Origin of the sequence: Phormidium yuhuli AB48, from assembly GCF_023983615.1 — a bacterium.
Taxonomy (GTDB): Bacteria; Cyanobacteriota; Cyanobacteriia; order Cyanobacteriales; family Geitlerinemataceae; genus Sodalinema; species Sodalinema yuhuli.
This window is the reverse complement of record NZ_CP098611.1, coordinates 1,403,402-1,418,233: the sequence shown is the minus strand read 5'-3', so window position 1 is coordinate 1,418,233 and position 14,832 is coordinate 1,403,402. Positions and strand designations below refer to the sequence as shown.

General features: G+C 51.9%; 12 protein-coding genes. 2 read left to right on the top strand and 10 right to left on the bottom strand.

The features are described from left to right. Positions 1-12: 12 nt before the first annotated feature. From pstA to NEA10_RS06100, 5 genes are all read right to left on the bottom strand, one after another. The gene (gene pstA, locus NEA10_RS06120; protein ID WP_252664401.1) at positions 13-912 is read right to left on the bottom strand and encodes a phosphate ABC transporter permease PstA; all 900 of its coding nucleotides are present in this window, start codon (positions 910-912) and stop codon (positions 13-15) included. Between the two features lie 66 nt (positions 913-978). Further along, positions 979-1,956, bottom strand: coding sequence for a phosphate ABC transporter permease subunit PstC (gene pstC, locus NEA10_RS06115; protein ID WP_252664399.1), 978 nt, complete (start codon positions 1,954-1,956; stop codon positions 979-981). Positions 1,957-2,040: 84 nt separating this feature from the next. Continuing rightward, positions 2,041-3,129 carry a phosphate ABC transporter substrate-binding protein PstS gene (gene pstS, locus NEA10_RS06110; protein ID WP_252664398.1) on the bottom strand — a complete coding sequence of 363 codons (1,089 nt, stop codon included), beginning with the start codon at positions 3,127-3,129 and terminating at the stop codon, positions 2,041-2,043. 144 nt (positions 3,130-3,273) lie between these two features. Beyond that, positions 3,274-4,134, bottom strand: coding sequence for a prolipoprotein diacylglyceryl transferase (lgt, locus tag NEA10_RS06105; RefSeq protein WP_252664397.1), 861 nt, complete (start codon positions 4,132-4,134; stop codon positions 3,274-3,276). Positions 4,135-4,268: 134 nt separating this feature from the next. Continuing rightward, positions 4,269-6,401 (bottom strand): PAS domain-containing hybrid sensor histidine kinase/response regulator, encoded by a 2,133-nt coding sequence (locus NEA10_RS06100; protein WP_252664391.1) that lies wholly within the window; start codon positions 6,399-6,401, stop codon positions 4,269-4,271. A gap of 423 nt (positions 6,402-6,824) precedes the next feature. Between NEA10_RS06100 and NEA10_RS06095 the strand changes: the two genes are divergently transcribed. Continuing rightward, positions 6,825-7,754, top strand: coding sequence for a squalene/phytoene synthase family protein (locus NEA10_RS06095; RefSeq protein WP_252664389.1), 930 nt, complete (start codon positions 6,825-6,827; stop codon positions 7,752-7,754). Here NEA10_RS06095 and NEA10_RS06090 read toward each other — a convergent pair. From NEA10_RS06090 to NEA10_RS06080, 3 genes are all read right to left on the bottom strand, one after another. Next, positions 7,751-8,641, bottom strand: coding sequence for a transglutaminase family protein (locus NEA10_RS06090; protein ID WP_252664388.1), 891 nt, complete (start codon positions 8,639-8,641; stop codon positions 7,751-7,753). The genes NEA10_RS06095 and NEA10_RS06090 overlap by 4 nt on opposite strands. Positions 8,642-8,692: 51 nt before the next feature. Beyond that, entirely contained in the window at positions 8,693-9,697 is a 1,005-nt protein-coding gene (locus NEA10_RS06085) for an alpha-E domain-containing protein (RefSeq protein WP_252664387.1), read from the bottom strand. 80 nt (positions 9,698-9,777) lie between these two features. Next, entirely contained in the window at positions 9,778-11,220 is a 1,443-nt protein-coding gene (locus NEA10_RS06080) for a circularly permuted type 2 ATP-grasp protein (RefSeq protein WP_252664385.1), read from the bottom strand. A gap of 146 nt (positions 11,221-11,366) precedes the next feature. Between NEA10_RS06080 and NEA10_RS06075 the strand changes: the two genes are divergently transcribed. Further along, positions 11,367-11,738, top strand: a complete 372-nt coding sequence (locus tag NEA10_RS06075; protein WP_252664383.1) for a hypothetical protein — start codon at positions 11,367-11,369, stop codon at positions 11,736-11,738. On the opposite strand, the gene NEA10_RS06070 is transcribed toward NEA10_RS06075, so the two are convergent. Together NEA10_RS06070 and rne are read right to left on the bottom strand one after the other, a co-directional pair. Beyond that, positions 11,735-12,391 carry a ribonuclease HII gene (locus NEA10_RS06070; RefSeq protein WP_445164666.1) on the bottom strand — a complete coding sequence of 219 codons (657 nt, stop codon included), beginning with the start codon at positions 12,389-12,391 and terminating at the stop codon, positions 11,735-11,737. The two genes, NEA10_RS06075 and NEA10_RS06070, sit on opposite strands and share 4 nt — an antisense overlap. Continuing rightward, the gene (gene rne, locus NEA10_RS06065) at positions 12,388-14,511 is read right to left on the bottom strand and encodes a ribonuclease E (protein WP_252664381.1); all 2,124 of its coding nucleotides are present in this window, start codon (positions 14,509-14,511) and stop codon (positions 12,388-12,390) included. Before rne ends, NEA10_RS06070 begins: the two co-directional genes overlap by 4 nt. Between the last annotated feature and the right edge of the window lie 321 nt (positions 14,512-14,832).

Here is a 14,832-nt window from a genome sequence, read left to right as displayed (position 1 = left end):
TCGACAAATCTCCTAAAATCGCTTGGCGCGGATAAACATCCGACCGAGCAAACTACTAATCAAGACAATCACAATTAAGACAAAGGCTGCTGCCCAAGCCAATTCTTGCTGCGCCTTGAATGGAACAATTGAAAAGAAATAAATCAATACAGGGAGGGTGGCAATGGGGCCTCTTGGGTCTGTTGACCAGAAACTATTGTTAAAGGCCGTAAACAACAGGGGAGCCGCTTCCCCCGCCGCCCGTGCTAAGGACAATACTAACCCAGTGACGATTGCCGGTAACGCGGCCGGTAGGGTGATTTTCATGACCGTTTGGAAGCGCGTTGCCCCAATTCCAATAGCCGCCTGCCGCATTTCTAGGGGAACGAGTAAGAGGGATTCCTCCGTTGAGCGGATGACAATGGGCAACATCAACACCCCAAGGGCAATCCCCCCAGAAAATGCGGAAAAGCGGCCCAGGGGAACTACCACAACGGTGTAGGCAAAGAGTCCACAGAGAATGGCGGGAACCCCGGTTAGCACGTTGGCGGAAAACTTGACGAAGTAAGCAATCCGGGTTCCTCGACCAAATTCTGCTAAATAAATGGCCGCTAACACCCCAAAGGGAAAACTCACCGCCGCCGCGATCGCGAGAGTCATAACACTCCCGATAATGGCATGACCAATTCCCCCTTCGGTTAACCCCGGTGGCGGGGGCAGTTCGGTAAATAGTTGTGGGGTCATGCGGGGCAGACCCTTAGCAACGATATTAATCAGTAACAGTGACAGTGGCACGATCAGAAAAGCCACACAAACCCCACTCAGTATCGTTAAGACCTTACCGAGGACAGCGCGGTTACCACTGATGGCGTTTGAGGTCAAATCGGGGACTTCAAACGGCTGATCATGAGTTGTATCTGGAAGACTCCCCATAAGACGTTTAAATGATGCTTCTTGGTATTGGATTTCAGGAATGAATCGGTCAACTGGCTAGATGGTCTAACGCTCAATGTTTTGATAGCGGCGGATGATCAGTTCGGCGATGATGTTGACGACTAGAGATAAAATCATCAAAACGACCCCGGCATACATGAGGGCGGCTACCTGGGTGCGTCCCGCTTCGCCAAACTGGGAGGCAATTAAGGCGGTAATGGTTGACCCAGGCTGCAAAATTGAGGCGTTAATGCGGTTGGCATTCCCCACTAACATCGCCGCTACCATGGTTTCTCCCATGGCGCGACCCATGGCTAACATGATGGAACTGATAATACCCGAGAGTCCGGCCGGAATCATCACCCGTAAAATGGTTTCCCAGCGGGTTGCCCCAAGAGCTAAGGAACCTTGACGCAGTTCACTGGGCAGGACTTCAAAGGTACTGCGGGTGAGAGAGGCAATCACGGGAGTAATCATCAGGGCCAAGACAAGGCCCACTAATAGAAGATTGTTACCTCGGGGGGCACCACCACCCAAAAAGGGCAGCCAGCCTAGGGAACTATTGAGGAAACGGAAGAAGGGCCGTAAGGCGGGAATCAGGACAAAAATGCCCCAAATGCCCAACACCACACTGGGGATCGCCACAATCAGCTCAATGGCAAAGGCGATAGGGGTGCGAATGAATTTGGGGACAAAGTCTTCCGTGAGGAACACTGCTGTGCCAATTCCCACGGGAACAGCCACAATCAGAGCAATGATGGTGGTAACTAGGGTTCCATAAATTTGCGGTAAAACGCCGTAGGTGTTGGTCACGGGATTCCAACTACTGGTAACCAGGAAACGCAGTCCAAATAACTGCATGGCCGGCCAGCCTGCGATCGCCGTTTGTAGAATAATCCAAACCAGAACAGCGGCACCGCCAATGGCTAAACTCAAGGTGAGTCCCCAAAAGCCTAGATCGAGAACCCTGGCTGTGGAGGCACGCTTATAAATATCAAGGGATTTGCCTGAACTGGCAAACTCACGGTCGGTTCCTGAAGTCATAGTGGTGTGAACGGGACGGGCAAACAGGTCAAATTCAGAACGCGGCCCCCTAAGCTGCATCGCTTAGGGGGTTAGGGTTAGGGGTTATCCGGCCTGGACCCCATCGAGTTCTTCTTGAATGCGCTCGATTAGGCTGTCGGGGATGGGAACATAGAAGAGTTCTTCTGTGATGGCTTGCCCTTCGGGGCCAATCGCCCATTCAAATACGTCTTTCATGGCTTGCCATTTTTCGGCATCGTCATACTCGCGATAGACCAAAACCCAAACTAGACCCGAGATGGGGTAAGCGTCGGGATGTTGCGGATCGGGAACGAGAAGCGCAAAGTCGTCGGGAACGTCTTCCCCTTCAAAGGCCAAAGAGGCATTGGCTGGGAGAGGATCGGGGAAGTTACCAGCTGCATTTTCAATCCGGGCTACGGGAATCTCATTAAGCTGGGCAAAGGCATAGGAAACATAGCCCAATGCCCCTTCATTTTGGGAAATGGCGGCAGCAACCCCTTCATTTCCTTGACCGCCAATGCCTACGGGCCAATCCACGGATGTTCCTGCACCAGCGGGCCAATCCGGGCAAATGGTGTCGAGGTGATTGGTGAAGACAAAGGTCGTTCCGGAACCGTCAGACCGGTGAACCCAGGTGATGGGCAAGTCAGGGAAATCAACCCCAGGGTTATCCTCGGCAATGGCGGGATCGTTCCAGTTATCAATGCTCCCTTCAACCATGCCGCAATAGGTTTCGCGAGAGAACTGTATCTCTTCATCAACTCCAGGAAGGTTGTAGGCAAAGACGACATATCCTCCAACCAGGGGAAGTTGTAGCGGTTCAAAGGGAAAACGCTCTCGGAACGATTCTAGGCGATCGCCCTCCATGGGAGCTTCACTAGCCGCAAAATCGACGGTTCCGTTGATGTATTGTTCAAGTCCGGCACCGCTCCCGACGGACTGATAGCTGACCTGCACTCGGGAATCGACTTCCCGGTTATAGGTGTCAAACCAACGCTGAAATAATGGCGCGGGGAAGGTCGCTCCGGCACCGCTGATGGCAATTGTTCCACCGCCACCACCGCCACCCTGGGCCGCTTGCTGAGGGTCGGGGGGTTCCCCAGGACCACAAGCGGTCAACCCAGCGGTCAGCGCAGCCAAAGCGCCAAGGAAAAGACGTCCCTTAAAAACCATAACGTACTCGACTCTCTCTTTGTAATTTAAGCAATGGTTGGCGATCGCACAGCCATCGCCAGGCTAGATTCTATAGATACTAGGTGAAGAGAAGGTTAAGGTTAGACCTAACTTGGACTATTAACCTGCCAGAGTCTCTTAACCCTAGGATGATCCTGAGTCCGTCTTAGCCCTGACATCTGGTAAGGAGCGCCCAAAAATGTAAAGCCAAATTAAGCCAACGACTCCTAGGAGAATCCCCCCCAGACTCACCAGTTGAGCTACCCGCAGCGGTCCGAGCATTAGACTATCCATACGCAGTCCTTCAATCGCTAAACGACCCAGACTATAGGCGATCGCATAACTGAGAAACAGGGTTCCTGGTTTTAAACGCAGCTTACCCCGTTGTCCTTGAAAAAATAGCCACAGCAAGAGGGCAAATACAAAGAGGTTCCACAGGGATTCATAGAGAAATGTGGGATGAAAGTAAGCCTCTTGTAGATATTGAGGAGGACGCATTGCCTGGGGAATATAAAGCTTCCAGGGCAGGTCTGTGGGCCGGCCAAACGCTTCTGAATTAAAGAAGTTTCCCCACCGTCCAATAGCTTGTCCGAGAATAATCGACGGGGTAATGATATCAAATAGTTGCCAAAAGGAGATCCCTTGTCGCCGGGCAAACAACAGCCCCGCCAGAACTCCTCCAAGAATGGCACCGTGAATGGCAATGCCACCTCGCCAAATGGCAAAGACTTGAGCCGGGCGATCGGCATAGGCCTGCCATTGAAACGCAACATAGTATAGACGGGCCATGGGAATCGCGCCCAACAATCCCCAAATGGCAAAGTCTCCAATTAAGTCCGGGTTAAGTCCCCGTTTGGGGGCGAGAACTTGAGCTAGGGTTACCCCCAACAAGACGGCACTAGCAATGAGAAAACCATACCAGCGGACGCTGAGAGGGCCTAACTCGAACAAAACCGGGCCTGGCGAGGCAAACTGAAACGCCAGAAGACCGTTTAAACACGTCATGAAATTGCCTAGATCCAAAAATTGAGGGGTTGTGACTGGGTGAAGATGACACAAGACTCAACCCGCCGCTCTATGATAAATCAGATTGGACTCAGGCGATCGCCCCAAAGATGGATTAACCCCTCAATCTCGGGTCACTCAGGGGGATATGAGGGGTCTGGAGTCCTGTCGAGATGTTTTTTGAGCAGTTCCGCCAGGCGATCGCAACTGACGGGTTTGGTCAGATAATCATCACAGCCGGCGTCTAAACAGCGTTGGCGATCGCCCGCCATGGCTAGAGCCGTAATGGCGATAATGGGGATTCTCGGTTCAGCAAAGCTCTGACGCACTTCTTGCGTCAGTTGCAGTCCGTCGAATTCCGGCAGATGAATATCCACGAGCATGGCATCGGGATGATGGTCTTGTAACCAAGCCAGAGCTTCATAGGCATCCTTAACATGAGTGACACAGTAGCCCCAGAACTCTAGAATGTCCGTTAGTAACAGGGCATTAGCTTGATGGTCTTCCACGAGGAGCAAAGACCCTGACTCCCCCTCAGGCGACTCAGTTCGGCCATCACGTCCTGGGTGGGTTTCCATGGGGAGGCTAGGAATCTGCACCTGCCGGGGCAAAATAATTGTAAACTGGCTTCCCTCTCCTAATGTTGACCGACAGGTTACAGTTCCGCCATGGAGTTCTGCCAACTTACGAGTTAGGGCTAATCCTAATCCAGTCCCTTCATGGTGACGGGCCAGGGAACTATCTAACTGTTGAAAAGGCTGGAACAACAAAGCTTGCTGCGACTCAGGAATCCCCAAACCATGATCACGGACTCGTAGGTAAACATAAGTTTTATCCTGTTCAACATTTAACTGCACCTGCGTCCCGGCCTCAGAAAACTTAATGGCATTAGATAGCAAGTTCAAGAGCATCTGTCGTAACCGTAACTCATCTGCCATCACCCGTATTTCAGGATTTTTTACCTCTAAGGTTAGGGAAATTTGCTTGAGCCGTGCTTGCTCACTCATCAGGGCGATCGCCTCGCGACAGATCTGAGTCGCCACCAATGAATGAAGGGTTAGCTCAATTTTTCCTGCCTCAACCTTAGACAAATCTAAAACATCACTAATTAGCTTTAACAAATGTTCGCCACTGTCATGAATGCGCTCCAAATAGAGAATTTGCTTGGAATTGAGAGACCCAAACATTTTTTGTAGCAAAAGATTTGAGAATCCTAAAATTGAGGTCAGCGGAGTTCGCAATTCATGGGACATATTGGCTAAAAATACTGACTTTAAACGACTTGCTCGTTCTAGCTCTAAGTTTGTGGCTGCCAATTTTGCCTGACTATTTTTCTGCTCCGTAATATCGCGATAGGTGATTAAAATTCGGTCTACTTGAGCTGGGCTTAGACTCATCCCCTCCGCCATCGGACGAGGAGCGTCCCGTAGCATAACGCCCACGGAAAGCAAGGCTGGAAAAGAGTCCCCGCTCGCTCGTTGACACATCACTTCACCACTCCAACCCAGTTGCTCACTGACAAAGACTCGCTCAATCAACGACTCCATAGAAATGACAGCATCGTCCTGATAAAATAAGGTATTCTGTTGACCGATTAACTGCTCTTGCTGATAGCCAAACATACGAGCCGTTGCCGTATTGACATAAATAAGGGTGCCATCAGGGTCAACAATCGTGACACTGTCATAGGCAGAATCTACGGCTTTCATAAACATCTGTAACTGGCGCTGAACTTGCTTGCGCTCAGTGACATCCCGAGCAATGCCTAAGCCACCGACTAATACCCCCTGATGATATAACAGACGACCATTAACTTCTAAGTCTAAACAGGTTCCTGCGCTAGTTTGAACCTGAAATTCAAAATCCTTGAGTTCTCCAGAGGTTAACAGTTTCTCAAAGGCTTGAGCCGTCACATCTCGATAGAGGGGGGAGATAAACTCCAAATAGGTTTTGCCACGCCAACCTTGGGGGGAACAACCGAGTAACCGTTCGCCATAGGAGTTGATAAACGTCACGTGTCCTTGTAAATCGACGGCATAGACCATATCATTGGCTGCCTCAACATACGCACAGAAGAGCTGACTATCAAGACAAAAGCGGTCCTCCGCTGGGGAGAGCGGTGCTTCAAGGGAGTGGGGAAAAACTGAAGTGGCGAACCCCTGAGACATGGGTTCCATTGGGTTATCGAAACGCCTCTGCTCTTGTAATTCTTGTTCGAGTTCTGCGACGCGACGGCGTAATTTATGGTTTTCACGTTCGAGAGACATAACGTTCCTGATCGCTCAGTTAAGGGGTAACAACTCGGTGAGGTAGGCCGGTGAGAGTATTATCTGGAGCATCCCAGCTCGAGTGATCCAGACAGCTGAGACCGTAGAGTCTGACCAACTAGGAGTCAAATACATCTTCCCAAAATGTCCTAGGTTTGCTTAAATGGCTGGGAGTGTTCTCATGTCCAAACTCACTGTCCTTCATCTATTGTAATTTGCCGCAAGACCTTAGCTGGTGAGTTGGGCAGTTCGGGGCTTTGATGCTCAATCGCCAAACTTTCCGTTACCGGTTAACCGTCTATAAGCCCAACTTGTGCTACGGACGTGGCTAAATCTCGCCCCCAACTCTCCGGCTCCATATCTTACGTGGCTAAATCTCGCCCCCAACTCTCCGGCTCCATATCTTAACAGAGGTTAACTCCGGTGCATCTCGACTCTAAAATTCAGGTATGGCAACGCCCATTGCCGACCAGCATCGCTCCTTTCGTCGGGTCATCTGAGTTCCAGGCTCTGCCGAGTGATGCTCTCAAGGATGATGACAATGCAGCCTGGATCCTAACCCTGGATCGTCCCTGGCGACAACATTGGCTCGAACGAGTCCGTTGGATTCGTTGGGTTGATCGTTTGGCAGAAAATGATCTCCTCGGGGGTCCGGGTTCCCGTTTTACGGCGTTCTGCCAAAGTTGGCAACGGCTACGTGATCAGCAGGTGATTCACCCTCAGGACTGCTGGGGAACCTGGTTAAGTGCCATTCAACAATGTTGGTTTGAGGGGAAGGTTGATCTGAGGCGAATTCAGGCTTGGGACGGCTATATCCAAGCTATTGCTCGCTATCATTGCCACGACTTGTGCCTTGCAGACTTTACGGCGTTGGAGTCCCTCTATGATGAGTTAGCGGGTAATTTCTTTCAGGTTTTTCCCCTGCTCCAACCCCACCAGTTTGAGGCGGCTCGTCGCTTTGGTATTCTAGACCAGTTCTATAACCACCTGCGGGACTTGGCGGAGGATACTCAGCAGGGGTTTTGTTATTTTCCCCAGACACTGCTGGATGAGTTTGGCTTACAGCGATCGCAGTTTTTGGATGGAACGGCGATTGCGACACCTCACTATCGTCGTCTGATGGACTTTTGGCTCGATGAGTATCTACCGACCCTGATTCAGAAGGCTGAGCCGTTTTTGCAGGCGGATGACCTCCACCCCTCCTGGCAACTCCTACGCTATTGGTCTTTGCACCGCTACAGTCGTATTGAACAGGTGTTGTACGAAAGTCATCTTGACTATCGCCAGTTTCCACACCGCTATTGGTCTGCGGTTCGCCACGATTTACGCAACTGGCGTTGGTTTCCCCGTTAAGGGCGATCGCCCTCAATGCGGATGCGCGTCTCTAAGCTAGTTTCTAAGGGTTGCCCACTCTCCCAAACCGGGTGCTGGGGGGTGACTGTCCCCTGGACCGGTGCGGCATAACGAGGGTAGGGACTGGCAGCGACGCTAATATGTCCATCGGCCACCGCCAAGCCATGGGTGGGGTCATAGCCTCGCCAACCGGCACCGGGGAGATAAACCTCTACCCAAGCATGAAGGTCATAGTCCTGTTGGTCTGGGTCCCCCTCTTGATAGCCACTGACAAAGCGTGCCGCTAATCCCACAGCGCGACAGACGGCGGCAAATAAGACCGTGACATCGCGACAGGAGCCTCGTCTCGTCCGCCAGGTAATACCGGGAGGTTGGGGGTCTCCGTCGAGGCGGGTGACGTAATTACATTGGCTATAAATCCGTTGATTCAGGTCATTAAGAAAGCGTAGGGTTTGATGGTCGGCTAAATGTAACAGTTCTTCGGCTAACTCCACAGCGGTGGGGTCAACCCCCTGGGGGAGTGCGAGGGGAGGATTCAGATAGGGTAGAAGTTGCGATCGCAGGGAACTCGGATAATCAATCGGCAGCCGTCCCACCCCATCATCGAGCAGATACTCAAAGGGATTGGTTTGTAGGGTTTCTACCTGGGCCTGAGAATGGAACTGGAGTTGGGTTGTCGGCTTCTCAAACCAGAGTTTAATGACCGTATTGCCATCGAGATCTACTACCGGCGATCGCCCCAACGGTTCCGGCGTCACATCGAGTCGATAGCTCAACAGTCGTTGGTGGCCATGACTATGGGGATAAAGGCGATAGAGATGAGGCTTGAGGAACACCGCCTGGTTATAGCGATAGGTGGTGAGGTGATCGATTTTAAATTGGCTCATCGGCAAAGGCTTGAAACTCGCAATCCACCACAATACATCGCCATGACGAACTTACCAGTGTAAGGTTTGAAATTGTTGGTTCATCGGAGGCTCAGATACCAACGGTGCTAGGCTAAAGAAGGTCGCAGAAATTTGGTCATCGACCGCATTTAATTCCTTTTGAAAACCATCCAAAAACTCATGCAGTCCATTGTCGATAATATCTTCAATGGTGATGTACCCCAATTTAGCACAGAGTTGTCCCAACGACCGTTCCGCACCATTACACCAGGTTCCCACGGGCGTTCCTGTGATTTTATGCAAACAGCGTTCCGCTTCTTGCACACAAAAACTAATCGACCGAGGAAACTCACGGTTGAGAATCATAAACTCAGCCACACGGGCCGGAATAATCCGATGTTGATATTTCCGGTACATCTCATAGGCGCTCGCAGACTTCAACAGGGCAATCCATTGAATTTGATCTAGGGGCGTTCCCACCAACTGAGCTGAGGGCAACAGAATATAGTATTTAACATCTAAAATTCGCGCTTTTTTATCTGCCCGTTCAATTAAGCGTCCCAATTGACCAAAATGCCAGCCCTCATTATGACTCATGGTGGCATCCATGACCCCTGCAAAGCGATGACTGGCAAACTTCACATGAAAAAACAACTGTTGAAACAGGTTATCTACATTATGATAGCCATTATTTGCCGCCGCCTCTTGTACCATATGATAGAAGGTATTGACCTCTTCCCACATTTCTGAAGAAATAATTTCCCGAATTGAGCGGGCATTTTCCCGAGCGGCTCGCAAGCAGGATAAAATGGAGTTGGGATAGTCTAAATCAAAGGTGAGAAACTGAATCACATTTTCAGCGGTTGCCTCACCATAACGCTCTTCAAACAGTTTTAGATCACCGGTGGTAACCACCAAGGGTTTCCACTGTTGGCTGACCCCGGAGGGTAAATCCAACATCAAGTTTAGGTTAACATCAATAAAACGAGCCACATTTTCAGCCCGTTCAATATAGCGATTGAGCCAATAAATTGAATTTGCAACACGACTCAGCATCGTTTAAACCTCATCCAAAATACCAATACAAACCTTGAAAAACTACGACTCCTTCGACAATTGCCAGAGACTGGTTTGCCTTATTCCATTAAGACCCAGGTATCTTTGGCCCCTCCCCCCTGAGAGGAGTTAACCACTAAAGACCCTTCTTTTAAAGCGACTCGGGTCAGTCCACCGGGATGAACATAGACCTCATCGCCGCGATGGAGAATATAGGGTCGTAAATCCACATGGCGACCTGCAATTTCGTTGCTTTCGCCGACGAGGGTGGGAACCTGAGATAAACAGAGGATGGGTTGAGCAATATAGTTGCGGGGATTGGCTTTAATTTTCTCCGCAAACTCGGCTCGTTCCTCGGCGGTGGATTGGCTTCCCACCAGCATTCCATAGCCTCCCGCTTCATTGGCCGACTTCACCACTAGGGTTTCTAGGTTTTGTAGGACATGGTCACGGTCCTGGTCTCGCCAACAGAGATAGGTGGGAACGTTCGGGAGGATGGGGTCTTCGCCGAGATAGTAACGAATCATCTCGGGGACGAAGGAATAAACAACTTTATCATCGGCGACACCGGTTCCGGGGGCGTTAGCCAGGGCCACTCGTCCGGCCCGATACACATCCATGAGTCCGGGAACTCCTAAGAGGGAGTCGGGATTGAAGGCGGTGGGGTCGAGGAAGATATCATCGAGACGGCGGTAGACTACATCCACTCGCCGAGGGCCCTTGGTGGTCCGCATTTGTAGGTAACCGTCGAGAACCACTAAATCTCGTCCTTCGATGAGTTCAACACCCATCTGTTGGGCCAGGAAGGAATGTTCGTAGTAGGCGGAGTTATAAATTCCGGGGGTGAGAACCGCTACGGTGGGATTGGGGAGTTGTTCCGGGGCCAGGGAGAGGAGGGTTTCTAGGAGGTGACTGGGATAGTCGTCAATGGCCTGGACGGCCATGGTTTGGAAGACACTGGGAAAGGTGCTTTTGAGAACGCGGCGGTTTTCCAGGACGTAGGAGATGCCGGAGGGAACTCGTAGGTTATCTTCGAGGACGTACCATTGACCATCGCGATCGCGCACTAGGTCGGTGCCGGTAATATGACACCAGACCCCTCCAGGAGGTTTGAGGCCCATGCAGGGTTTGAGGAAGCCTGGGGCTGACTCGATGATGTGGCGGGGGACAATACCGTCGTTGAGAATCCGCTGCTCATTGTAAATGTCATCGAGGAAGAGGTTAAGGGCGGTAATCCGTTGTCGTAAGCCCGGTTCCAGACCTCTCCAGTCTTGGGCGGAGATGATGCGGGGGATAATATCAAAGGGAAAGACTTTCTCGATGCCTTGGTTGTCGCTGTAGACGTTGAAGGTGACCCCGAGTTTGAAGAGGGCAATTTGGGCCGCTTCTTGCGATCGCCGCAAGTCTCCCGGTTGTAAGGTCTTAATCCAGTCGATGAGCGGTTTGGCGGAGGCCCGGGGTTCTCCTTGGCTAGCAAACAGTTCGTCGTAATATCCTGTGGGGTCGTAGGTCTCTAGCTTCACAGATGGCTCTCCTGCACCTTACACTCGGTGTTTCTAGCATTGGCTGAACTGTTCCGCTCGACTGTAGCGGTTGTTACCATCTTTGGGAAAAACCCTGGGAAATCTCGGCTATATTGGGATTATCATTTAACCCTTGAGGTAAGACCATGAGGCTGGATACCTTTGCTCTGGCTGCGGTTGTGGGATTGGCAGTCCCAGGAATTGTTGAGGTGGTGGCCCAACGGCCGGCGATCGCCCAAGTCCGACCCCTGGGAAGTTTCCGGGATAGTCAATGGGACCTGTCCCTATTTATGGATCGGGGTAACTATTATTATCGAGGCCAGGCCCGAGGCAGTCGCGAGTACCTAGAACTGTGGAATGTGGAGTTTGCCGGGACTCCCGATCGCCGTGTCTATCGTTGGTATAACGCCAATTACACCTATCAAGTGGTCTGGCGGCCAGCTGATCCGGATTTTGTTCGTCTCCAGGTCTTTGAGAATAACCGAGAAATCCTCAATCGCCTTTTGGAGCGGTATTAATGAGGCTCATCCGGGAATTGAAGTTGCCGTTGTGAGGCATCTCGGACGGTGCGACAGGGGGCAAATGAGCGGCGATGCTGAGGGGACCGGCCAAATTCCTCTAAGGCTTGGCGGTGTTTGGCGGTTCCATAGCCTTTGTTAGCTGTTAAATCGTAGTGGGGATAGTCAGAGGCTAAGTCGACAATGGCAGCATCCCGCCAGACTTTAGCCACAATACTGGCAGCGGCGATGGCAATTTCCTGGCGATCGCCCCCCACTCGGGTTTCTTGAGGCAAGGGTAATTCAGGAATCGCCCGGTTCCCATCCACTAAACAGCCGTCGGGACTGGGGGTTAAGGCTAAAACTGCCCGTTTCATGGCTAATAAACTGGCATTGAGAATGTTGAATTGGTCAATTTCCGCCACCGTCGCTTGAGCCACTTGGACATCCAGGGCGATCGCACGAATCTCCTCGTTCAAGGCCTGCCGCTGGTTTGCCCCCAGTTGCTTACTGTCTTTGACCCCTATCTCCTGTAGCTGTTGCTCTTGTTCAGGAGTCAGCAAAACCGCCGCCGCGACCACGGGGCCAAATAAGGCCCCGCGTCCCACCTCATCCACCCCAGCCACCCGCTCCCAGGAGGAACGAGGCTGGGGGGTTAACTCAAACAAGGTCACGAGTCCGAGCTGGCGGAGGAACGGCGGCGACGGCGGCGGGTGGTGCGACCTTTACGCCCGGAAGAACTGCTTTCGCTCCCCTCGTCACTGTCCGTCTTGGAGGTGTCAGCCTTGTCCTCGGACTCAGTGAGGGTAGCCGTCGCTTTCCCCTGACTCACTGGCTCAGATGAGACGGCTGATTCCGTCTCCCGCTCAGACGAGGACTTTACCGGCGCGCCTTTATCTAACGACCGTACCTCCAGAGTTCCCGGGTTTTCCCCAGGACTGATCACATGAATCGTGGCCGACTTGGGATTTTTGGGAAACTTGCCCAACTTAACGCAGGGAGAAATTCCCATCATGGCGTAGACCTCCTGTTCCTCAGGGGTCATCTCCACCGTAATCACTTCAGGAGCCTCCTCGGCTTTACTCTCCCGAGAACTGCGACTGCGAGATTTTTCCTCTTCCACATCCGGCTCGGGGCTGCTGTCGTTGGCCACGTCCACTGTGGGACGTTCACCTCCGGCGCGCGGAACGCCATCACGTTGAGACTCATCGGCAGAGTCATGACGGCTAACGTTGGACTTGGCCGTCTCCTCCGCATGAGCTTTGATATCGGGACTGGCAAAACGACGGCGACGGCGGCGGCGGGTGGTTCCATCCCCCATTTCTTGATAACTGGGGTGATGAATCAGATCAATTTCTGGAGTTTCTCCCTCATTCTCTGAGAGGGTGTCTGAGGGAACATCGACCGTACTGGGACTGCGATCGCGCAATCTCGGGCCACTATCCCGTAAGCGTGGGGCCGGTGTATCTCCATTACGAGGAGGTGGGGGAGTTTGAGAGGATTGTCCTTTACTCGTCTCAACAGTGCTACTGCGGCTCACCTCAACCGTTCGTACCTCCTCTTCCCCAGGAAGCTTAGCTAAATGTCCCAACCCCGTACAGGTGGGACAGGGTTCACTAAACAACTCATAAATGTTTTGTCCCTGACGCTTACGGGTTAACTCCACTAAGCCCAACTCGGACAATTGAGCAATCTGGGGTCGGGCCTTATCCGCCGCTAACTCCGTATTGAACTGCTCCAAGACCTTTAACTTATCGTGGCGGGAGTCCATGTCAATGAAGTCGATGACGATGACCCCGGCAATATTGCGCAGACGCAGTTGTCGAGCAATTTCAACGGCGGCTTCACAGTTAGTCCATAACACCGTCTCCCGAGAAGTGGCTGAACGGGTAAAGGAACCGGAGTTGACATCCACCACCGTTAAGGCTTCCGTGGGTTCAATGATGATATAGCCCCCCGAGGGCAGATCAACCCGAGGTTTCAGAGCTTCGCGAATGGCCGCATTGACTCGGAAATACTCTAAAATCGGCTGAGATTCGCTGTGATGATCAATGGAGACGGAAAGGTTTTTGCCATCATTCCAATTGGCAATGTTTTGCTTAACCCGTTTGAGTCCATTGGGAGAATCGACCACAATCCGGTTGACATCGGTGTTGTACATATCCCGCAACACCCGTTGAATGAAATCATCATCCCGGTTGAGCAGGGTCGGTTCCCGAGTGGTGTTGTACTCTTCGAGAATCACCTCCCATTGCTTTTGCAAGACCTCTAGGTCTTCAATAATGGCATCTTCCCCAACCCCTTCCGCTTCCGTCCGCACCAGTAATCCCATGCCAGCGGGTTTAATCAAAATGGCCAAGGCCCGCAAGGTATTGCGTTGGGATTCACTGACGATGCGTCGAGATAGGTGAACTCCTTTACCAAAAGGCATTAAGACCAAATAGCGACCGGGAAGGGTGATATTTCCCGTCAAACGGGGTCCTTTGTTCCCCGTGGGTTCTTTCATCACCTGCACCAAAACCTTCTGTTTGGGGGTCAGGAGTTCGGTGATGGCATTGGAGGAGCGTTTGAGTCGTAGGGGTCCCAAGTCGGTCACGTGCATAAAGCCGTTTCGCTCAGGATCACCAATGTTGACAAAGGCGGCGTCGATTCCAGGAATCACGTTCTCAACGGTTCCCACATAAACATCGCTCACCTGATGGGTTCCAGTGGCAACAACCAGCTCCTGGATTTGATCTTCAGAAAAGACAGCAGCAATTCGATGCTGCTCGGCGATAATAATTTGCTTGGGCATTCAATTTCCTCAAATTTTTTTTAGAGTTCTGGAGGTTAAAGGGGTGGGGCGATCTGACCGTAGATTCCCATCAATGAACGCCTGGGCCGGGAAATGTCGAATCACCCCCGAATAGCGGCGGTAATCAGGCGGCGATGACGGTCGAGTTGTGCCACATCGGGTTAGGCCAGCTAGTCCGCAGGGTTGCTCTGTCTCCGTACAGGGTCGGACCAACCGGAGCCCATAGCGGTTCAGCGTCTGAATTAAACGTTTGGGAAAAGACTAGAGTGGGGAACATCTGTACCGGCAAACCATCTCAGGAGCACCAACGACAGTTGGGCT